The organism is uncultured Treponema sp. (genome assembly GCF_934725225.1).
GTDB lineage: Bacteria > Spirochaetota > Spirochaetia > Treponematales > Treponemataceae > Treponema_D.
Genome location: NZ_CAKVAM010000001.1, coordinates 405,462 through 426,422, shown reverse-complemented (window position 1 = coordinate 426,422; position 20,961 = coordinate 405,462). Strand labels below are relative to the sequence as shown.

The 20,961-nt window shown below is 40.9% G+C and carries 17 protein-coding genes and 1 tRNA gene; 5 read left to right on the top strand and 13 right to left on the bottom strand.

Annotated elements, in window-relative coordinates; translation table 11 throughout:
- Positions 1-97: 97 nt before the first annotated feature.
- On the bottom strand, positions 98-475 hold the full coding sequence (locus Q0H92_RS02075) for a GxxExxY protein (protein WP_296011227.1): 378 nt from the start codon (positions 473-475) through the stop codon (positions 98-100).
- A 196-nt stretch (positions 476-671) separates the two neighbouring features.
- On the opposite strand from Q0H92_RS02075, the gene Q0H92_RS02070 reads away from it, so the two are divergent.
- Positions 672-1,880, top strand: a complete 1,209-nt coding sequence (locus tag Q0H92_RS02070) for a glutamine synthetase family protein (RefSeq protein ID WP_296011223.1) — start codon at positions 672-674, stop codon at positions 1,878-1,880.
- 11 nt (positions 1,881-1,891) lie between these two features.
- The gene (locus Q0H92_RS02065) at positions 1,892-2,476 is read left to right on the top strand and encodes an ANTAR domain-containing protein (RefSeq protein WP_296011221.1); all 585 of its coding nucleotides are present in this window, start codon (positions 1,892-1,894) and stop codon (positions 2,474-2,476) included.
- A 64-nt stretch (positions 2,477-2,540) separates the two neighbouring features.
- Here the strand turns inward: Q0H92_RS02065 and Q0H92_RS02060 are convergent, their stop codons facing one another.
- The 5 genes from Q0H92_RS02060 to Q0H92_RS02040 form a co-directional block, all read right to left on the bottom strand.
- Positions 2,541-4,142, bottom strand: coding sequence for a CTP synthase (locus Q0H92_RS02060; RefSeq protein ID WP_296011218.1), 1,602 nt, complete (start codon positions 4,140-4,142; stop codon positions 2,541-2,543).
- A 132-nt stretch (positions 4,143-4,274) separates the two neighbouring features.
- Positions 4,275-4,565 carry a PG0541 family transporter-associated protein gene (locus Q0H92_RS02055; RefSeq protein ID WP_296011216.1) on the bottom strand — a complete coding sequence of 97 codons (291 nt, stop codon included), beginning with the start codon at positions 4,563-4,565 and terminating at the stop codon, positions 4,275-4,277.
- Positions 4,566-7,670 (bottom strand): efflux RND transporter permease subunit, encoded by a 3,105-nt coding sequence (locus tag Q0H92_RS02050; RefSeq protein WP_296011213.1) that lies wholly within the window; start codon positions 7,668-7,670, stop codon positions 4,566-4,568.
- Between the two features lie 3 nt (positions 7,671-7,673).
- Positions 7,674-8,606 carry an efflux RND transporter periplasmic adaptor subunit gene (locus Q0H92_RS02045; RefSeq protein ID WP_296011209.1) on the bottom strand — a complete coding sequence of 311 codons (933 nt, stop codon included), beginning with the start codon at positions 8,604-8,606 and terminating at the stop codon, positions 7,674-7,676.
- Between the two features lies 1 nt (position 8,607).
- Positions 8,608-9,885 (bottom strand): TolC family protein, encoded by a 1,278-nt coding sequence (locus tag Q0H92_RS02040; protein ID WP_296011205.1) that lies wholly within the window; start codon positions 9,883-9,885, stop codon positions 8,608-8,610.
- 526 nt (positions 9,886-10,411) lie between these two features.
- On the opposite strand from Q0H92_RS02040, the gene Q0H92_RS02035 reads away from it, so the two are divergent.
- Positions 10,412-11,182, top strand: a complete 771-nt coding sequence (locus Q0H92_RS02035) for a ZIP family metal transporter (RefSeq protein ID WP_296011202.1) — start codon at positions 10,412-10,414, stop codon at positions 11,180-11,182.
- Positions 11,183-11,196: 14 nt separating this feature from the next.
- On the opposite strand, the gene Q0H92_RS02030 is transcribed toward Q0H92_RS02035, so the two are convergent.
- From Q0H92_RS02030 to Q0H92_RS02005, 6 genes are all read right to left on the bottom strand, one after another.
- Positions 11,197-11,817: an L-2-amino-thiazoline-4-carboxylic acid hydrolase gene (locus Q0H92_RS02030; protein ID WP_296011198.1), complete on the bottom strand. Its 621-nt coding sequence runs from the start codon at positions 11,815-11,817 to the stop codon at positions 11,197-11,199.
- A 163-nt stretch (positions 11,818-11,980) separates the two neighbouring features.
- Positions 11,981-12,053 (bottom strand) — tRNA-Met (locus tag Q0H92_RS02025).
- 61 nt (positions 12,054-12,114) lie between these two features.
- Complete coding sequence (locus Q0H92_RS02020; RefSeq protein WP_296011195.1) at positions 12,115-13,173, bottom strand: AEC family transporter; 1,059 nt, start codon at positions 13,171-13,173, stop codon at positions 12,115-12,117.
- A gap of 3 nt (positions 13,174-13,176) precedes the next feature.
- The gene (locus tag Q0H92_RS02015; RefSeq protein WP_296011192.1) at positions 13,177-15,531 is read right to left on the bottom strand and encodes a Tex family protein; all 2,355 of its coding nucleotides are present in this window, start codon (positions 15,529-15,531) and stop codon (positions 13,177-13,179) included.
- 217 nt (positions 15,532-15,748) lie between these two features.
- A complete protein-coding gene (locus Q0H92_RS02010) occupies positions 15,749-17,083 on the bottom strand; it encodes a hypothetical protein (RefSeq protein ID WP_296011189.1) in 1,335 nt (444 codons plus the stop codon).
- Positions 17,034-17,264 (bottom strand): hypothetical protein, encoded by a 231-nt coding sequence (locus Q0H92_RS02005; protein WP_296011187.1) that lies wholly within the window; start codon positions 17,262-17,264, stop codon positions 17,034-17,036. The genes Q0H92_RS02010 and Q0H92_RS02005 overlap by 50 nt, the downstream gene beginning before the upstream one ends.
- Before the next feature lie 229 nt (positions 17,265-17,493).
- Between Q0H92_RS02005 and Q0H92_RS02000 the strand changes: the two genes are divergently transcribed.
- The gene (locus Q0H92_RS02000) at positions 17,494-19,734 is read left to right on the top strand and encodes a patatin-like phospholipase family protein (protein ID WP_296011184.1); all 2,241 of its coding nucleotides are present in this window, start codon (positions 17,494-17,496) and stop codon (positions 19,732-19,734) included.
- Positions 19,735-19,737: 3 nt separating this feature from the next.
- On the opposite strand, the gene Q0H92_RS01995 is transcribed toward Q0H92_RS02000, so the two are convergent.
- On the bottom strand, positions 19,738-20,235 hold the full coding sequence (locus Q0H92_RS01995) for a shikimate kinase (RefSeq protein WP_296011178.1): 498 nt from the start codon (positions 20,233-20,235) through the stop codon (positions 19,738-19,740).
- Between the two features lie 110 nt (positions 20,236-20,345).
- Here Q0H92_RS01995 and Q0H92_RS01990 point away from each other — a divergent pair, with 110 nt between their 5' ends.
- Positions 20,346-20,906, top strand: coding sequence for a flavin reductase family protein (locus tag Q0H92_RS01990; protein ID WP_296011176.1), 561 nt, complete (start codon positions 20,346-20,348; stop codon positions 20,904-20,906).
- The last annotated feature ends 55 nt before the right edge of the window (positions 20,907-20,961 follow it).

Genomic DNA, 20,961 nt, shown 5'->3' with positions numbered 1-20,961 from the left:
AATGAGTTTTTGAAAAGAAATTTCAAGGAATTTAAATGCAGAGTTTGCAACTTATCTATTTTTTATCGCCACACGGATTCAGAAAACCTAACGGTTTTCATTTTTTAAATTTTGTTATTCGTTCCCATTTTAATGAAACATCTCCAAAGTTTACTAAAAGTCCTACATCAAGATTCGCAGCATTCAAATAATTCAGAACCTGTGCGTTATGGGGTTTTGAAAGTGAATTTACAGATTTTAATTCTACAATAATGCTTCCATAACACAAAAAATCAGCAAAATATTCTTTATTCAACTTTTTGCCTTTATAAAAAACAGATAGCAATTTCTCTCTTTCATAGGGAATGTTTTGGATTTTAAATTCTTCTTCCAAAGCTTCTTGATATACTGGCTCAAGAAAACCATTTCCCAGTTCATTATGAACTTTCATGCAAGCATTTATTATTTTCCCCGTTTTTTCTCCATCAACAAGCATAATTTTTCCTTTGATTTTATTTTGCTAAAATTGGGATTCGTTAGAATCCCCAAATCCGTGTGGCAATCGTGGCAATATTCTTCTATGTATTTATTAGCTTAATTATTATAAAATATACCAGTTCCCAAAAATAATTGACAGCAAAACCGCAATCCATTAATCTAAAAAAATCGTCGCACAAAAATTGGAGGAAGAAATGTCCTACACAAAAGAAGAAGTTATTGAATTTGTTCAGATGGAAGATGTCAAATTTATCCGCCTTGCATTCTGTGATATTTTCGGAAATCAAAAAAACGCCGCAATTATTCCAGACGAGCTTGAACGCGCATTCAAAGAAGGAATCGCATTTGACGGCTCTTCAATTGCCGGATTCACAGATGAAGCGCATTCTGATCTTTTTCTTTTCCCAATTCCTTCAACACTCACTGTTCTTCCGTGGCGGTCAATTTCCGGAAAAGTTGTGCGTATGTTCTGCGAGATAAAAAAAAGCGACGGAACTCCATTTGAAAAAGACTGCCGCAACATTTTAAAAAAGGCAGTTAAAGAAGCGGAAGAAAAAAATCTCAAAGTGAACTTCGGCTCTGAATGCGAATTCTATCTTTTCCAGACTGACGAAAAAGGCAAGCCTACAAAAATTCCTTTTGACAATGCCGGCTACATGGACGTTGCTCCAGAAGACAAGGGCGAAAATATCCGCCGCGAAATCTGTCTGACTTTAGAGCAGATGGATCTTCACCCGGAAAATTCCCATCACGAAGAAGGACCAGGGCAAAACGAAATTGACTTCCGCTATGGACAAGCTCTTACCGCCGCAGACAACACAATGAATTTTATAACAGTCGTAAAAGCTGTGGCTGTGCGCAACGGACTTTATGCGGATTTTTCACCAAAACCTCTTCCAGAAGAAAGCGGCAACGGATTTCACATAAATATTTCTGTGCAGGAAAATTCCGGTAAGGAAGTTCAGAATGCATTTATGGCGGGAATCATGGCGCACATAAAGGAAATTACAGCATTCTTAAATCCAACGGAAAATTCTTATGAGAGGCTCGGCTCAAGAAAAGCTCCAAAATATGTAAGCTGGGCGCACGAAAACAGAACTCAGCTTATAAGAGTTCCGTCCGCAATAAATTCCCACAAACGTTTTGAAGTACGCTCTCCAGATCCAATGGCGAATCCATACATCGCATATTCGCTTTTAATTTACGCCGGACTTGACGGAATTGAAAAAGACATGAAACTTTGCGAGCCAATTGAAATGAACCTTTCAACTGCAAGCCCCGAAATAACTTCAAAGCTTGAGCGTCTGCCTGAAAGCCTAAGAGAAGCCGTAGAACTTGCCAAAAACAGCGAGTTTGTAAAAAAGCATCTTAGCGCGGATTTCACTTCATTCTTCAAAGTTTAAAAGGACGCAAAATGATTCCTTTAAAAGGCAGAAGAAAAGTTTTGATTGTCTCTGAAACACAAAGTTTCCACGACAACATTACTTGCATACTACCCAAAAGTGATTTTTTCCCGGTTTTTCATGCGTCCTCCGGTGGCGAGGCGCGCCGGCTTTTGCTTGAACTTCCTGTTGACATTCTGATTGTGGACTCGCCGCTTCCAGACGAGCACGGAATTATGTTCACTGAAAGTTTCGCTGACTTGAACATGGGAATTCTGCTTCTAGTAAAAAGCGAACTTTATGAGGAAACTTCGTACAAAGTTGAAGAGCAGGGAATTGTAACTTTGCCCAAGCCTAATTCACCTGAAATGTTTTTTACAGCAATAAAAATGCTTTCCGCAATGTCGTTCAGGCTGCAAAAAATGGAAGCAAAAAACAAGACGCTTCAGGAAAAAATGCAGGACATAAGAACTGTAAACAAAGCAAAATGGCTTTTAATCGAAAATCTGAACATGACAGAAAGCGATGCCCACAAGCACATAGAAAAACTTTCAATGGACAACCGCCAAAGCAAGCGTGAAGTCGCCGAAGAAATAATAGAACGCTACGATTCGTAAAACATTCTGAAAAAAAAACAGCCGGGTCAAGCCCGGCAATAACAGAAAAACAATCTTATATTTACTACTCACCAAGGGCGGCGGCTACAAGTCCAAGGAACAACGGATGTGCCTTGTTCGGGCGGCTCTTGAATTCAGGATGGAACTGAACGCCAACATAAAAATTGTTCTTGTCATATTCAACAGTTTCTATGATATTTCCATCTGGAGAAGTTCCGCTCAATGTAAGTCCGGCATCTTCAAGCGCGCTTCTAAAGTCATTGTTGAACTCATAGCGGTGGCGGTGGCGCTCAGAAATTTCTTCTGTCTTGTAGCACTTGTACATTTGAGTGCCTTTTTTAATTTTGCAAGGATAAGCTCCCAAACGCAAAGTTCCGCCTTTGTTCACGGATTCACTTTGGTCCGGCAAAAAGTCAATTACCTTGTGCGCGCTGTTTTCATCAAATTCACCTGAATTAGCATCCTTGAATCCGCAGACAGAACGGGCAAACGCAATAACCGCAATCTGCATTCCAAGGCAAATTCCAAGGTATGGCAAATTATGCTCACGGCAATAATCAGCGGAAGCAATCATTCCTTCAATTCCGCGTGAACCGAATCCGCCCGGAACAATCACGCCGTTGCATCCACCAAGAATATCGTCCACGTTTTCTTTTGAAATAGACTCGCTGTCAATCCATTTTATGTTCACATAAGAGCCAAGCTCATAACCTGCGTGCTGCAAAGCTTCCGCAACAGAAAGATAAGCATCATGAAGCTGAACATATTTTCCGACAAGACCGATTGTAACTTTCTTTGTGCGGTTCTGAATTTTTTCAAGCATATTGTTCCATTCAGTTAAATCGCAAGGAGGAACGGAAAGATTCAGCTCGCGGCAAACGATGTCTGAAAAGTGAAGCTTCTCAAGCATAATCGGAGCTTGATACAAAACAGGCAGAGTAAGATTTTCTATAACGCAATCAGGCTTTACATTGCAGAACATGGCGACTTTGCGGAAAATGCTTTCTTCAAGTTTTTCATCGCAGCGCAAAACAAGAATGTCCGGCTTAATTCCAAGTCCCTGAAGTTCCTTTACGGAATGCTGAGTAGGCTTTGTCTTGTGTTCATCAGAACCATGAAGAAACGGAAGAAGCGTAACGTGTATGTAAAGCGAATTTTCACTGCCAACTTCAAGACCAACTTGGCGGATTGCTTCAAGGAACGGCTGGCTTTCTATGTCGCCTGTAGTTCCGCCGACTTCTGTAATAACGATGTCCGCGCCGGAAGTTTTTCCAACATTGTAAATAAATGATTTTATTTCGTTTGTAATGTGCGGAATAACCTGAACAGTTTCTCCAAGATATTCTCCGCGACGTTCCTTGTTGAGAACGTTCCAGTAAACTTTTCCAGAAGTGAGATTTGAAAATTTGTTCAAGTCTTCATCGATGAAACGCTCGTAATGTCCAAGGTCAAGGTCAGTTTCCGCGCCGTCATCTGTTACATAAACTTCGCCGTGCTGGTAAGGGCTCATTGTTCCCGGATCAACGTTGATGTACGGATCCAGTTTTTGGGAAGCAACTTTGAGTCCGCGCGACTTGAGCAGACGTCCTAAAGATGCAGCTGTAATTCCTTTTCCAAGTCCAGAAACAACACCACCTGTAACAAAAATATACTTTGTTGATTTCATAGCACGCCTTCCTAATTCAAAAAAAAAATCCGCAGACTACAAAAGCAATCTGCGGCATATAGTCGCTTTAAATTACAATGTAAAGTAGTATGCCAAAATTACGCCTCACCGTCAAGATTGAAAGCTCTTCATTTAAACCGGCTCTTCTGCTTTGATTGCGAAAATCTTTATTCCTTCGCCGGGAAACTTTTTCTTTATCGCCTTCATTACAGCTTGCACTTTTGGAAAATCCTCATCTTCAATGTAGCTTACAAGCACAAAATTTTTTTCAGGCCAAGTTGTGTTTCCTAGCTTGCGGTCATTTCCGCCGCGTCCATAAACAAGCGGAAACTTCGTGTACAAAATATCTGGAACATATTCTTCCAAAGCCTGAGTAATGTCATCTTCAACAGATTTATTTGAAATTATTTCAACACGCTGCATTTATTTTTCCTCCGGCAAAGCAAGCTGAACAACTGGCTGCTGATTTTTCTTTTTCTTCATTACAAAAGTATAAAGCACAGGAATAAAGAAAAGCGTTATAAATGTGGAGCTTGTAAGTCCGCCAACAACTGCCACGCTTATAGGCTGAACCATTCCCGCGCTTCCGCTTGAAGCAAAGCACATCGGAATCATTCCAAGAATTGTTGTAAGCGTTGTCATCAAAACAGGTCTAAGCCTTGAGCATCCAGCTTTGTAGCAGGCTTCCTTTAACGGCATTCCGCGTTCCACAAGAAGATTCGTGTAGTCCACCAAAATAATTCCGTTGTTTACAACAATTCCAACAAGCATTACAAGTCCTACCGCGGAAAGCAAGCTGAACGACTGCCCTGTGATTTTGTAAATAAGAACAACGCCGATTGCAAGGAACGGAATCGTCATAAGATTTATAAACGGAGCTTTAAAACTTTCGTAAGTCGCAGCCATTACACCGAATACAAGAAGAATCGCCATGACCATAATTTTTGCAAAAATCGCAGTCTGCTCTTTAACATCTTTCCAAGAACCTTCGTAGCTCACAGAAACATTGTCCGGAACAATAAACGAATTCTTTATTCCTTCCTTGATTTTTTCCTCAACAACATTCGCGTTTTCATCCGAAACAATATCCGCAGTAACGTGGACAATTCGGCGGCGATTTTCACGGCTGATTGTAACAGGACCGTAGCCTTTTACTGCTCTTGCAAAATTGGCAACGCATACACGTCCGTTTGTTCCGTTCACGTAAATCTGCTCGAGGTCAATAACTTTCTGCCTGTCTTCTGGCCGAAGCATTACATAAACCGTATAATCGTCTCCGTTTTCGCGGTAAGTTGTTGTGGAAACTCCTTCTATGCTAGCCTGAATTTCGTTCGCAACAGTGGCAACATTCACGCCAAAACTATACGCACGCTGCCTGTCAATTTCAACCTGAACCTGCGGAAGACCTTCGTCCGTATCAACCGAAGATTCTCCTATGTCTGGAATGGCTGCCATGACTTCTTGAATTTTTTTTGCAACATTAAGCGCGCTGTCCAAACTAGAGCTTCTAAGAACAACGTCTATGTCATCTCCTGTCATCTGCTGGCGTCGGCTCTGCCCAAAACTAAAGTCAACTCCTGCAAATTCAGTAAAATGCTTTCTGAGCTTTTGCTTTATTGTTTCGTCATTGTCAATCTGCTCATCCGAATTCGGCAGGGAAATTTGAATCGTTCCATTGTACGAGCCTGAACTTCTCCAGCTTGAGCCGATGCTTGTAATTATATTTTTGTAGCCTTTGATTTCACTCTTTACAATTTCCTCAAATTTTAAAACAACATCCGTGGTTTCTTCAAGCGAAGTTCCAACAGGAAGTCCAAGTTTTACAGAAACGCTGTCGTCGTGTCCGCCAGTCATAAGCTGAATTCTCAAAGTCGGAATCAGCATAAAAGAAAAAACAAGAGCTGTAACGCAGACAACTACAGTAACGCCGCGATTGTCCAAGGCTTTTTTTAGAAGCTTTTCATATCCAAGGGAAACAATGTCCTGCGACTTTGTGAATATTCCGTACAAAACTTTAAAGAAGCGGGACTTAACAGGCTTTTCATTTCTGTTTGTAATCGGAAGAAAATGTCCTGCCAAAACCGGAACAAGAAAAATCGCAACAAACAAACTGCTTACAAGAGCAATTACAATTGTAAAAATAATTCCCTTGAACATCTGTCCCATGAATCCCAAATCCTTCATAAAGAAAAGAAACGGAACAAATACGCAGATTGTTGTAAGGTTTCCTGACACAACAGAAAGAATCATTTCCGAGCTTCCAAGAACAGCGGCAACATTCGGTTTTGCGCCTCTCATTCTGTAAGAATAAATATTATCAATCATAACAACAGAAGCATCAACAACCATTCCAACACCAAGAATCAATCCGGTAAGCGTCATCATGTTCAATGTGATTCCGGCAAAGTTCATGCACAGAACTGTTATTATAATTGAAAGCGGAACGGAAACCGCAATGATAATCGTAGTTTTTACAGCGCACAAGAAAACGAAAAGAATTACAACCGCAAGCAAAAGTCCTTGCCACGCTGAATCAAAAAGCGTATTCAATGTGTCGCGGATGCTTTCAGTGTCGTCGCGGATTATTTCAAGCGAAATATCAGCAGGAAGTGTTTTTTCAAGTTCATTGATTTTTTCATAGACTGCATTGGCAACCGCAACGCTGTTTTCTCCAGACTGCTTTGTAATTGAAACATAAACTCCGGGAAGTCCGTTTATGTAAACAACATTGCTTGCATCCTTGTAGCCCATGAACGCGCGGCCAATATCGCTAAGCTTTACATCGTAGCCGTTCTTTGTTGTAATAACAGTGTTGTTTATCTGGTCAATGCTTGTGTATTCACCTGTTGTGCGCACAGAATAATCCATTGTGCCTTCTGTAATTGTTCCGCCGCCAATTTCAAGATTCTGTTTTGAAAGCGAAGACGAAACTTCAGAAAGCGTAAGATTGTAAGCCTGAAGCCTGTTTTGTTCCAGTTCCACGCGGACAATCTGAGTTCTTCCTCCCATTGATTCCGCCTGTCCAACGCCCTGCGCCTGCTCAAGAATATCAACAACCTGATCTTCCGCAATTTTTTTAAGCTCATCGACTGAACGGTTTCCGCGAACGGCAATTCTCATAATCGGCTGGCTATCAGAATCCATTTTAAAAATCGTAGGCGTTACATCGTCCGGCAATCTTCTTGTAATGCGGTCGAGCTTGTCGCGCACATCGTTAGTCGCAATGTCAAGATTCGTTCCGTAATTGAATTCAAGAAAAACACTGCTTCTTCCTTCCGAAGATGTCGAAGTTATTTCCTTTAGATTGCTAAGGCTCACAAGCGCATCTTCAATCAAAGTCGTAACTGATTTTTCAACAGATTCAGGACCGGCATTTTCGTAAGTCGCAGAAACCATCAAATAGGGCATATCAATATCCGGCATAAGAGAAACCGAAGTATTGCCCAGACTGAAAATTCCCATGAGCCCAAGCAACGTGAAAACCATCAGTGTAAGAACTGGATGTTCAAGAGTTTTTTCGCTGACCATTTTTTACTCCGCATTTAAACCGCTTGATATATTGCGGACTTTGCTTCCGTCAGAAACAGAAGTCATTCCTTCAACTACAACTTTTTCGCCTTCGTAAATTCCAGAAGCAACTTGAATCATGTTGTCCACGGAATTTCCAAGTTCCACTTCGCGCAGTTTTACCGTGCTGTCATCTTCATCAAAAATAAACACGCAGTTTTTTCCGTTCTTTTCAACAACTGAATTTACAGGAACTACAACTTTCCCTGAATAATCAGCTGTAAAAAGCGTGAGCTTTGCAAACATTCCGGCGTTTATTCTTGAATCAGTTTTATTAAACGACAGGAGAATTTCTTTTGTGCGGCTCTGGGAATCAAGCACTGGCGAAACTTTTTTTACCGTTGCCGAAAATGTTTCATTAGGATAAGCTTCAAGAGTTATCGACGCTTTTAGTCCGCGCTTCAAAAATGAAACATAACGCTCTGGAACTTTTGCCCGAATCTGCAAATTGGAAACATCGCCGATTGTCGTAATCGCCGTGGAAGACGCAACCGTAGTTCCAATTTCTTTTGGTGTAGAAGTTATCATTCCGCTGATTGGAGCATAAACGGAACTGTTCACGTAATATGCGCCCGGCTCGCTTGGATCAACTTCCGCAAGAACGTCGCCTTTTTTTACAGTGTCGCCAAGAGCAACATAAACTTTTGCAATTTTTCCGCCGATGTCAGGATAGCAGTCAACGGAACTTTCACATTCAATTTCTCCGTTCGTGTCAACATAAGCGTGCAAAGTTTTCCGCTCGGCAGCCATAGTTCTTACGCTCGCCGCTTCCTGTTCCTGACCGCCATTTGGAGGAAGCGCATTTTTCTTCGGCGAATATTTTATTGCAAAAAAAGTTCCACCCAAAATGCACACGCATACAAAAGAAACAACAATAAATGATACTTTTACTTTCATATTAATTCTCCAAAGTTCCAAACGGAATTCCAGCCGCATTCTCCAAATCAAGAACGGCGCATATCAAATTGTAAGCCTCAGAAATTAAATTCACTTTTGCAGAAAGAAGATTGTCCGAAGCAGTTTGAAGCGAAAGCAAATCTTTTGTTCCGTGGCTGTAAGATTCCAAAGTCATTTCGTAAGTTGTCTGGGCAAGTTCAATGCTGTTTTTTCTAAGAGAAATATTTTCCAAGCACTGATTTATTTTGTTCATCAAAGTTGAAATATTTACTTCAAGTGAAACTTTCGCATCTTCAAGCTCCAGCTCAAGACTTTTTACTGAATCTTTTTTTGACTGAACATTAAGCGAACTGTTCGACCAAGGAAGAAATCCGTCCAGCGGAATCGAAGCCTGCAAACTCAAAGTTCCGTTGTCGTCCCAATTTGAGCCGCCATCAATAGAAGAATAATTGTAAGAATAAGAAGCTGAAAGGCTTGGACCGTAAGCTGTGAACCGAGAAGCAAGCAATGAATTTTTTGCGCTGTCAATCTGTTTTTGCAAAGATTCAATACTGAATGAATTAAGCTCCATTCCTTCAATTGAAATATTTTTTAGATTAAGAATATTTTCAAATGAGCCAGAAAGTGAAATTTTTGCATTCTGCGGAAGTCCCACAAGCTGCTTAAACGAAGCGATTGAATTTTCCATTTCCGCGTTAAGAGATTTCAGTTCAAGCTGGTCATTTTGATACGAAACCTGCGCGCTCAAAACATCAAGCCTTGACAAAGTTCCGCGCTTATATTTTGCCAAGTTTGACTCGTACTGATTTTTTGAAGTTTCAAGGCTTTTTTCTTTCAGTGAAATTTCTTCAATTTTATAAAGAAGAGAATAATAATTTTTTCTTACATTAAGCTCCACGGAACGCAAATCATTCTGATACGAAAGCTGCTGCTGGCTGTAGCTTAACTCGGCGTTTTTTGCAGAAGTATAAACCGAAGGCGACAAAGTTGCGCTCAAAGAAATTCCTGCGGAAAGGCTTGCCTTGTCATCAGAAGAGCCGGGAATGTTTTTTGAATAGCGGCCAGTTCCAGAAATCGACGGACTTACAGAATTCCATGAATAATCGGACTCACGTTTTTTCGCATCAAGGCTGATTTCACTTTGCTTTACGGAAACATTATTTTTCAGCGCGCTTTTTACTGCGTCTTCAAGAGAAAGCTCAATAATATTTTCATCCGCAAATGCAAACGCGGCAATGGAAAAAAATAAAATAAAGATTTTCTTTTTCAAGCATCTCATGCTTTTATAATACCGAATTTTTCGCATAAGTTACAAAGTAAATTCCTGTTATGCACGGTAATTTCTTGTTATTTTACAAAAATGCAATTCAAATAAGTTTTAGGAATGCTCACGGATTTGAAAAATACAAAAAGCACTTCTCTACATATATACAGTAGAAATAAAATGTGCTATAATTGAATTGTTGGAAATTGCCCGAGCAGGCGGTTGTCTCCCAAAACTCAATCGGCTTATGCTGAAATTTGATTATGGGAGGCTAGCATGACTTTAGACCTTGTTTTAGCAGTTGTTGCAATTATTAATTGCATAGCTACTGTTGCAGGCACAGTTATTGCAGCTCTCACTTACCTAAAAAATAAGTAGAGTAAAAAATAGCCGCCAAGTTTGACCTACTGCGGCGACTATTCGACCTAAGTGGAGATAACCCAAAGTTCGGGCATTTCCTTTCATTTAATATAACATATTGCCGTCATGCCGTCAAATTCTCAACATTGAAACTATGCTTCTTTAAATCTATAATCAAAACATGAATACATTTTATGGAATTTTGATTCCGTTTCTTGGAACTACATTGGGTTCAGCCTGCGTTTATTTTCTTGGGAAAAATTTAAATAAAAATGTCCAGAAATTTCTTTTGGGATTTGCTTCTGGAGTAATGGTTGCGGCTTCTGTGTGGTCGCTTATAATTCCTTCAATAGACAGTTCATCTTCAATGGGAAGGCTTGCATTTATTCCGGCGGCGATTGGAACTGCGGCTGGAATTGTTTTTCTTTTCCTGCTCGATATTCTGATTCCGCATCTTCACGTTGACTCGGAAAAACCAGAAGGTTTAAAAGCCAAGCTCAAGCAAAGCACAATGATGTTTCTTGCAGTTACGCTTCACAATATTCCGGAAGGAATGGCAGTCGGCGTTGTTTTTGCGGCATTTTCCGCGCAGAGCCTGGGATTTGCGGCAGCGGCGGCGCTTTCGGCGGGAATTGCAATTCAGAATTTTCCAGAGGGCGCAATAATTTCCATGTCGCTTGCAGGAAACGGCGAATCAAAAAACAAGTCGTTTGCGTTCGGAGTTCTTTCTGGAATCGTAGAGCCAGTTGCGGCAATTATTACAATTCTTCTGAAAAATTTAATAGTGCCGGTTTTGCCTTACCTTTTGTCATTTGCGGCCGGAGCAATGCTTTACGTTGTTGTGGAAGAACTGATTCCTGAAGCTTCTGAAAAACCGCATTCAAATTTGGGCACAATCGGATTTTCGCTTGGCTTTATTCTGATGATGATTCTGGATGTCGCGCTGGGATGAAATTTTCTTCTGAATTATTTCATTCCCGCTGGAACTTGCAAAGGACACTTGCCTTTTATTTCATAGCGGCAGTTGCAGCAGTCGTCTCCGCCTCCAAGCGTCTTGGTTCTTGAAAAACCGTTTCCCATATAGTGGGCGACAATGTAGTCAACGGCGCAAATTCCGGGCAGCATTCCTTCCGCGCCATATTTTTTCGAAAGTGTAATAAATCCGCATCTCTTTATGTCAATCTCAAAAGAATTTTTGTTCAGATTTCTGTATTCAATGAGCCAGTCATTTTCATGAAGATTTCCATTCTTTTGACGTTCGATGTGGGACGCGGCTTTTTTTCGGAAACTTTCAAGATAAATTCTTCCGGCTGAACGAAGAAAAATTTTTGGCACAGTCAAAATCATGCATTCATTCATTTTCCACATCAGGCTGTCGGCTTCTTTTGCGGAAAGTCCAAGATTCCGCATGGATTTGTACCAGGCGATATATGCCGGCGCATACGCATAGTTAAAAGAAAAAATGCTTTTCCCAATATCAGGCAGTTCCAAAAGAACCTTTTTAAAGACAATGCGAGATTCGGCTTTGAACTTTTTCCAAAATTCCGCGCCATAGTTTTTTATAATAAATCTGCGGCTACGGAACATTGTAATATTGTAGATAAACCTATAAATATTCACGTTTTATTTTAGCACAATTTCTACAATTCCAAGCAAAATAATTTTACAGATTCAGCACAAGTTTCACTTCAACTCCAACCAAATTGTTTTAAAATAAAAAAAGGCTTCAGAAACAATCTGAAACCTTCTATAGCTGGGGTTGGACTTGAACCAACGGCCTCCGGGTTATGAGCCCGACGAGCTGCCAACTGCTCTACCCAGCGTCGTAATATGTTTTTATATAATATGAAAAATCCCAGCGAGTGTCAATAGCAAAATCCGCTTTTATTTAAAAATCGCGGAATTCAGCGCAAGATGAATTATTACAAAGCTGAACGGCATAGAAACAATCGTGAGCAAAGTAGAAATAAAACAGGCGCGGGAAGCAAGAAGCTCATGCCGATGAAACTGAACGCACATCATGCTAAGCGTAACAGAAATCGGAGCGGAAAAACCAATCACAAGAGCGGCAAGAGAATATTCATTAAAGCGGACAATTCCTGCCAAATGCAAAGCACAGCAAAAAATCAGAACAAAAACCGGAGCAAAAAAGTTTCTCATAACGGCAATAAGCCACGCATTTTTATCTTTCACCGCGGAAGAAAAATCAGCCTCGCCAATGGACATTCCAATTAAAAACATCGAAAGCGGATTCAGCAAATGGCAAAAAGAAGAAACCGTTGTGTAAAGAACCGGCAAAGTTTTATCCACACGCAAAAAAGAATACATTCCCTGCCCAGTTTGAACTTGCGCCGTAAAATCCTGCAAAAGCCAAACCGCAATTCCAAGGAACATTCCAATCATAATCGGCGTAACAAAAATTTTCTTTGCGGAAACTGAAAACGTCTTAATGTGAAACCGCTCGCCGGAAATTATGTAAAATCCTACAATGTAAACCATTATCCGGAACACAACAGAAATCGAGCTTATGTAAAGCATAATTTCCTTGTCGCGTCCCGTATAAACCGACTGCAAAATCGGAAGTGAAAAAAGCGTTGTCTGACCAACAGCCACAAAAAGAGCTGCCAGAATCCGCTCGTCCTTTGCGCGCTTTATAAAGGCAAGTTTTCCAAGAAAAACCAACAAAGCGTAAATTATTCCGGCAAGCAAAATTTCAACAAGGCTTGTAGTAAAATTTTCCCTGTTGAAATCCTGCATAAAGGCATTAAACGCAATGCAAGGAACCGCAATTTTCCAAACAATCGCCGTAACTGTCTTTTTTCCGCCGTCATCAACAATGCCACGCCGCCTAAAAAAGTAGCCAAGGCAAATTGTTATCACAGTCTGAAAAAACGCGCCCAGAAAATGCACATCGCAAAGCACGAGCTTTAAAACTTGAAGCATTTTTTACTTCTTGAGCAATGCCGCAAAAGGATTGTAGTACATTCCGTCGTCGCTGCCAAAATTCTGCTTTTCGCGGTGAGGCTTTCTGTTTTTGTCAAACGAAGGCTTTTCCCCGGAAGCTGAATGCTTTTTTACAACCACAACTTTTTTCTTTGCGCCTGAAGAAGCTCCTCCAGCAGGACGGCTTGCGGCATCAGATTTTAATGAAAGGCTGATTCTTTTTCGGTCTGTATCCAAATCGATTATCGTGAATTCCTTTACATCGCCAACCTTGATTACGTCCATCGGATCAGAAACAAAACTGTCGCTAAGCTCGGAAATGTGAATAAGTCCAGTTTCGTGCAAACCGATGTCTACGAACGCGCCAAAGTCAACAACATTTTTAATCTTGCCGGTAACTTTCATTCCAACCTTGAGATCTTCAAAATTCAAAACGCCTTTCTGCATGATTGGAGCAGGATAGCCATCGCGCGGATCACGGTTAGGCTTTGCAAGTTCTTCAACAATGTCGTTGATTGTAGTTTCACCAACATTGTATTTTTCTTCCAGCTGCTTTTTCAGCTCTGCGGAAATTTTTTCTTTTTTCTGAACAAGCGGAAGAACTTCCTTTGCAACTTCGTAGTTTTCCGGGTGAACCCAAGTGTTGTCAAGCGGATTTGAGCTTTCTGGAATTTTCAAGAATCCCGCGCACTGCTCAAACGCCTTTGGACCAAGCCCCGAAACTTTTTTCAAATCCTCGCGGCTTGTGATTTTTCCGTTTGTATCGCGGTAGGCAACAATTTTTTTTGCAAGAGAACTGTTGATTCCAGAAACATATTTTAAAAGGCTCGCGCTCGCAGTGTTCAAGTTTACGCCAACCTGATTTACAACAGAGCCAACAACTTCATCCAAAGTATCAGAAAGTTTTTTCTGGTTTACGTCATGCTGATAAAGTCCAACGCCGATTGCCTTCGGATCGATTTTTACAAGCTCGGCAAGAGGATCCTGCAGTCTTCTTCCCATTGAAATTGCGCCACGGATTGTAAGATCAAGCTCAGGAAATTCTTCGCGGGCAATGTCGCTTGCAGAATAAACAGAAGCTCCGCTTTCATCAACAACCGTATACATAACATCAGAATAATTTTCGCTGATTACTTTGCTTACAATCGCCTGAACTTCCTGGCTTCCAGTTCCGTTTCCGACTGCGACAACCTGAATATCATATTTGTCAATCGCATCATTGATTGCCTTGTATGAGCCTTCTGGATCTGCAACCTGCTTAATCAAAAAGTAGCCAAGATATTTTCCAGTTTCATCAAGGGCGGCGCATTTTGTTCCAGTGCGGATTCCAGGGTCAACTCCAAGAACGCGGCTTCCTTTTATCGGCTGAGTCATCAAAAGGTTCTTTAAGTTTTCGCTGAAAATTCCAATTCCGTGCTCGTCAGCTTCATCAGTTTCATCGCTGCGGATTTCGCGCACAACGGCAGGACTTAAAAGGCGAACAACTCCGTCTTCAATTGCTTCTGAAAAAGCCTTGTTGTTAATTGTGTATTTTTTCTGAATCGCTTTTACAGCCTCATCAACGTCAACGGAAATTGTAACTTCAAGCGCGCCTTCACGTTCCGCACGGTTGATTGCAAGAATTCTATGCGGCTTAACCTGATTCAAAGGCTCGCTGTAGTCCCAGTACATTTTATATGTGGAAGTTTTTTCAACAGTTTCAGCGTCCTGTCCGTCTGGAACAATTCCTTTTGTAACAATTGACCCGGTTTCCATATAAAGCGAATGAACAGCTTCGCGGTTTTTGGAATCCTGAGCAACACGCTCTGCAACAATGTCCTTTGCGCCGACAATTGCATCTTCCGCAGTTTCAACATTTAAAGCTGAATCCTCGTTGTCTGTCTTTATGAATTCCTTTGCCTTTTCAAGAAGAGCAGCGTCATCAAGCTCATACATTGCATCCGCCAAAGGCTCAAGTCCTTTTTCCTGCGCAACCATTCCGCGGGTCTTTTTCTTCTTTTTAAATGGCGCCCACAAGTCTTCAAGCTCGGAAAGAGTTTTTGCTTCCATTGCGGCATTGTACAAAGATTCAGTAAGCTTGTTCTGATTAAATATGCCTTTTACAATTTCAAGGCGGCGTTCTTCCAGATTTTTATAGGAAGTAAACAAGTGGTCGCATTCACGCACCTGAAGCTCATCAAGCGAGCCGTGCTTTTCTTTGCGGTAACGTGCAATAAAAGGAATAGTGCATCCTTCCTGAACAAGGCTGATGACCGCGCTTACCTGAGGAACTTTTATGTTCAGCTCCTCAGCGATTTTTTTCATAATTTCAACTTCATTGACTGTCAACGAGTCGATTTTCTCTTGAGTAAATTCCATAGGACGCTATTTTACGAAAAAAACAACCTTGCGTAAAGTAGAAGTTTTGGAGGGAGGAAAAACTGAGTTCATGTCATTTTCGGGCTTGACCCGAAAATCTGTTTCAGATTCCCGCATCAAGTGCGGGAATGACATTTATTTTTCAGTTCGACTGGGGAATTATTATAGATTGCCATGTCATGCACGGCAATGACAGCGTTCAGGCGATATAGTTACTTTATTTTTCAACTCCGTCTGACCAGCCGTTTGTTCCAGAACTAGTAACCGTTAAATTGCCGCTGACTGCTAGATTTTGAAATTTTATCTCATCTTCGGTGAACTCTTTTTTGCAACTTATGGCAAAATTGCGCAAGTCTACGGTCATAAGTCTGTTGTGAGTGAACATTTTTCCGTTTTTCTTTTCATTATAATCTGGAAGAACAAAGTTTGCGCCGCAGTCTGCAATCACAAGCTCCTTTGGGCGGATTGCGACAATTTTAACCGGTCCGTAAAAGTGCGAGTTGCGATCTTCATATTCTGGAATGTACGCTGTAATTTTATCCCATTGTACATTGTAGTCAGAACTTGAGCCAGTTGCGCTGATTGTTCTTTCTCCTGACCAACCAAGAACTTTTTCAACTTTAGACAAGTCCGAAGATAAAATGAGCAGCGCGCCACGGCTATTAACCGTGCCACCATCTGTAACAGTATAATTGTATATAACAGTTTTAGTAGTATTATCATTAGTAGAACTAGTGTTTGTATCACGAACTATTATAGCTACCCTTCCGTCCTCAAGAACTGCTATATCATTGATTTCACCTGAACCGTCAAAGCCAGATAAAGTTTTAAAGTCGGATAACGTTTTTTTCGCTTTTACCTCAGCAGGATTTCCGCTCGTATAGTCGAATGTTGCATAGCCAATTGAATCACCATAATCACTATAAAATGAATAATAAAGATTTTCGCCTCTTATTGCACAATCTCCAAAACTATTCTGGGTAATTCCTATATTATATTCTTCCTCAGAAGCGCCTTCTACATTTTTTTTGTATAAATATAGATTACCGTTTGCATTACGAATAAGCCAATAAATATCTGTTGTGCTGTCATAGTAACCATCAAAAAATCCTGTATTTGTCTTAGTAATGATAAAGTCTGTTTTATCATTACTAGTTGCAAAGCTGTAATTATGTACATTGTATTTATTATTAGTTAATATAGTACAATAAATGCTCCCATCATTGCTTTCTGCAAAATGGGAATATTGAGGAGAATTAGAATTAGTAGACCAGATTTTCTTCTCAGTGCAAGTTGAATAGTCGTAGGCATACGTAATCCACCCACGATAATCAGGAATGAGCATATATTTTGAATAGAAAATGCCCTCAAGAATCATTTTTATAGTGCAGTCTGTGGTTTCGCCGGCTTTTACGGTAATCTTTGTGCTTCCGCTTCCTTCAAGGATGTTTTCGTCTGTGTTCCAGGCTTCAGCCTCTGCTGTGTATGTTCCCGGCTCCAGGTCAGGAAACTCTATTACCCCCCCCCACAGTTCCTTCCTCGGTTTTGTCAAAATCATCATTGTAAAGGCGCACAGAGAATTTGTCGGCATTGTCTTTATTGTAGGCGGCGCGCGCGCTTCCGGGCAGGGCAACACGAACAGAGCCGTTTTCGCCAGAGCCAGAGCTCATGTTCATGCACGAAATAAACGCGAATAAAAATGCTGGTAAAATAGAAAAAATTAGCTTTTTCATAAAGTTCCTCCTTGGTTAGGGATTCCCGTGTCGCTGCACAGGAATGACATTGCATTTTAGCATAGCAATGACAGTTGTTTTTCCTTGTCATCTTCGGGCTTGACCCGGAGATCTTTCGCATTAAGTATGGGAATGACAGTTTATTATAATTATGATTCAAAATATTCTATTTGTCAGCATTTGAGGGCATTTTTTTGATTTTTTTTCTACTAAATGATATTCTTTTGCCATGAGTTTTAAATCTGTTGTTTCGGCGGTTTTATTTTCAGTTTTTACATTCAGTTTTTCATTTGCAAAGAATCCGAAGATTGCGCTTGTTCTAAGCGGAGGCGGCGCAAAAGGGCTTGCAGAAATTCCGCTCATCGAAGCTTTGGAAAATGAAGGAATCCGCCCAGATATGATTTTAGGAACAAGCATGGGCGCGCTGATTGGCTCACTTTACGCGGCAGGCTACACTCCAAAGCAAATCCGGCAAACTCTTTTGTCCATGGATTTTATGACGATTCTGAATGAACGCCCTTCAACTCCAGAAAAAATTCCGCCCGAAGCTTTTTCAAAAAAAACAGACGGAATAACTCTTTCGTTTTCAATTGCAGACGGAAAATTCGGCTCAGCTCCTGGAATCATAGGCGACCAGCAGATTATTTGCGAGCTTAGCAATCACCTTAGCAAAATTCTTCCAGTTACAGATTTTGACAAACTTCCGATTCCGTTCAGGGCAATTGGCACAGACGCAATTTCCGGCAAGGAACTGATATTTAAAAGCGGCTCTCTTGTAAACGCGGTAAGGGCGAGCATTTCAATTCCGGCAGTTTTTACGCCAGCTCAAGTGGAAAAAGGCTTGTACTCAATGGACGGCGGACTTAGAAACAATCTTCCGCTTAAACTTGCGCGTGAAATGGGCGCGGACATCGTAATTTCAATGGATGTTGCAAGCATTGTTGACACTCCTCCAGAAACTCTTTCTGACTTTTATTCTGTGGCGGTGCAGATTTTCAATTTGATTATTTCTTCTAACGCAGTTGAACAGTACAGCTATGCGGACATTGTTTTGCGTCCAAATCTTTCAGAATTCAGCACATTTGATTTTATGAAGCCGCACCAGATTGTAAGGGCGGGAGAAATTTGCGTTCAGCAGAACAAAGATAAAATTTCAAAGATTGCAAGGCAGATTGAATCAGCCGGAAGAACACTTGAAAAACTGGACTTCAACCGTGAAAGCGAATACAGCAAAATGCCGGATTTTTCCATAGATAAAATTGCCATAAAAGACATTTCGTTTTCCAAGCCAGTTCCAATTCCCGCGGAAAAAGAATTTGAAAAATTCCTTGGGCAGAAACTTGATGACAAAACCAAAAAGCAGCTTACAAAAAAACTAGGCAGGCTAAAGGAACATTATCATCTTTCGTCTCTCACTTATTCTTTAAAGCAAAACGAAGACAATTCCACAACTCTTGAAATTCTTGCGAACCACTACGACCAGAACATGAATCAGATTTTTTTCACAGGAACTTCTTCTGTTTCAGTCGCAAGCTATGAGCCGCAAAAATATCTTTCCGTAGATCCAAATTTTACGGCAGGAGTTTTTTTGCGCACTCCAATTGAATCCCTTTTCAGGCTTTCATTCGGAAATACAATAACTTTTGAAACTGAATTTTTTCCGAAGCTGGCGGATTTTAAAGACAGCATATTGAGCCTTGATTTTAAAAATTCACTCAAATACGGAAGCTGTTCTCCAGCGACAAACATTTACTTTAACGACAGAACAATTGCGGAAGACAGAGGCGTTGAAATTTTCGGCGGAATCAGGTTCAGGCACACAGATTATTTTACAGCAAAAGCCGGCATTGCGCATTCCGCGGAAAAAATAATCGCAACAGAAAAATGGCACAACACAAGTTTTCTTCACAGCGAAATTATTTTTACATCGCTGCACAATGACTTCGCTTCTCTTTACGGCGGAAAAGTGGAATCCATTTTTAACTTCGGCGGAAAAACTGATGACATGCAAAATGACTTGATTTACGACTTTAGATTTTCTGCGGAAAAAAGATTTGAGCTTGCGGACGAAAAAAATTCAATCGGAATTTCTTCTGTTTTCTGCAGCAACAGATTTCCTTACGAACTGAATTCCGGCTACTGCAATTTTGGCGGCGCAGACGGAATGAGCGGTTATCCTACAGGAGCGTTGCGGCGCGACTTTGCAATTGCAGGAATTTCTTTCAGGCAAAAAATAACAAACATCGCAGGACTTCCATTGCTCGCCGTGGCAGAAGCAAAAGCTGCAGTAAGTTCAGGCTACGATCCGTTCATTGATCAAGATTCGCCTTCTGGAAAACTTTTTGCGGACAGAAAATTTGAAGCTGGCGGAGGACTTTATCTTGTGCTTCATACTCTCCTTGGAAATTTAGTTTTCGGCGGAAGCATGAACTCCAGCAAGGAATGGTGCATTACTTTGGGACTAAGATAATTCCTAAAAAATTGCGTTTTCTATTTTCATTGCAATTTGAGATATTTCTGAATCAGTTTCTTCAACAATTATATCCGCGTATTTTTCATAAAGAGGGGCGCGCTCATTAAAAATGTCCAAAAGAGTTTCGCCGGGTTTATGGACAACTCCCCTTTTATCCAAATCGCCAAGACGCTTTTCAAGTGAAGCAAGGCTTACTTTTAAATAGACAACTGTTCCAATTTTTTTAAAATGCTCCATTGCGTCTTTTCCAAAAACAACACTTCCGCCCGTGGCAACAACGCATTTTTTTACATTCAAGCTGGAATTGATTTTATTTTCAATCTTCTTAAAATATTCTGCACCCTGCTCTAAAATTATGTCCTTGAGTTTTTTCTTCATTTTCTGCTGAATCACAATATCGCTATCAACAAATTTATAATTCAAGAGTTTTGCAAGCACAACGCCAACTGTGCTTTTTCCAGCTCCGGGCATTCCAATCAGAATCACATTGTTTTTCATAAAACTGATTATCATAAAAAAAATACCGCCGGTCAACCTCAGCCAGCTAATGCCAAACCGCAAAATTTTTTGTATATTAAGTAAAAGTTTAATATTACATAGGAGGAATTATGAGAAAGAATTTTGGTGCGAAAGAATGGCTTTATCCGATGCCTGTGCTTATCGTGGCATCTTACGACAAGGACGGAACTCCGGACGCAATGAATGCGGCTTGGGGCGCAATCAGCGATGAAAAGGAAATAGGACTTTGCCTGAGCGCGTCGCATAAAACTGTAAAAAATATCCTTGAGCGCAAGGCGTTTACGGTCAGCGTGGGAACCGCGGAATTCGCAAAGGAATGCGATTACGTCGGACTGGTTTCGGCAAACAATACGCCGGATAAATTCACAAAGGCGGGACTCCATGCGGAAAAGTCGGAATTTGTTGACGCGCCGCTAGTCAGGGAGCTTCCGTTTGCGCTTGAGTGCAATCTCATAAGCTACGATGAAAAAACAAGCCACCTGTTCGGCCAAATCGTGAACGTGAGCATTGACGATTCAGTTCTTGATTCAAACGGAAAAGTAGATGTCAAAAAACTGAATCCGATTTCCTACGACCCGGTGAACCAGCATTATCTTAAGCTGGGCGACTTTGCAGGAAAAGCGTTCAGCATCGGTCTTGAACTGAAGTAAAAGGCATCATCAGATTTGCTTTTCTGTAATTACTGAAAGCAATCTTTTGTCATAG

Bases quoted from the DNA above. Each gene is read 5' to 3' on its own strand.
- Q0H92_RS02075 (WP_296011227.1), bottom strand. From the start codon at position 475: ATGCTTGTTGATGGAGAAAAAACGGGGAAAATAATAAATGCTTGCATG.
- Q0H92_RS02070 (WP_296011223.1), top strand. From the start codon at position 672: ATGTCCTACACAAAAGAAGAAGTTATTGAATTTGTTCAGATGGAAGAT.
- Q0H92_RS02065 (WP_296011221.1), top strand. From the start codon at position 1,892: ATGATTCCTTTAAAAGGCAGAAGAAAAGTTTTGATTGTCTCTGAAACA.
- Q0H92_RS02060 (WP_296011218.1), bottom strand. From the start codon at position 4,142: ATGAAATCAACAAAGTATATTTTTGTTACAGGTGGTGTTGTTTCTGGA.
- Q0H92_RS02055 (WP_296011216.1), bottom strand. From the start codon at position 4,565: ATGCAGCGTGTTGAAATAATTTCAAATAAATCTGTTGAAGATGACATT.
- Q0H92_RS02050 (WP_296011213.1), bottom strand. From the start codon at position 7,670: ATGGTCAGCGAAAAAACTCTTGAACATCCAGTTCTTACACTGATGGTT.
- Q0H92_RS02045 (WP_296011209.1), bottom strand. From the start codon at position 8,606: ATGAAAGTAAAAGTATCATTTATTGTTGTTTCTTTTGTATGCGTGTGC.
- Q0H92_RS02040 (WP_296011205.1), bottom strand. From the start codon at position 9,885: ATGAGATGCTTGAAAAAGAAAATCTTTATTTTATTTTTTTCCATTGCC.
- Q0H92_RS02035 (WP_296011202.1), top strand. From the start codon at position 10,412: ATGAATACATTTTATGGAATTTTGATTCCGTTTCTTGGAACTACATTG.
- Q0H92_RS02030 (WP_296011198.1), bottom strand. From the start codon at position 11,817: ATGTTCCGTAGCCGCAGATTTATTATAAAAAACTATGGCGCGGAATTT.
- Q0H92_RS02020 (WP_296011195.1), bottom strand. From the start codon at position 13,173: ATGCTTCAAGTTTTAAAGCTCGTGCTTTGCGATGTGCATTTTCTGGGC.
- Q0H92_RS02015 (WP_296011192.1), bottom strand. From the start codon at position 15,531: ATGGAATTTACTCAAGAGAAAATCGACTCGTTGACAGTCAATGAAGTT.
- Q0H92_RS02005 (WP_296011187.1), bottom strand. From the start codon at position 17,264: ATGAAAAAGCTAATTTTTTCTATTTTACCAGCATTTTTATTCGCGTTT.
- Q0H92_RS02000 (WP_296011184.1), top strand. From the start codon at position 17,494: ATGAGTTTTAAATCTGTTGTTTCGGCGGTTTTATTTTCAGTTTTTACA.
- Q0H92_RS01995 (WP_296011178.1), bottom strand. From the start codon at position 20,235: ATGAAAAACAATGTGATTCTGATTGGAATGCCCGGAGCTGGAAAAAGC.
- Q0H92_RS01990 (WP_296011176.1), top strand. From the start codon at position 20,346: ATGAGAAAGAATTTTGGTGCGAAAGAATGGCTTTATCCGATGCCTGTG.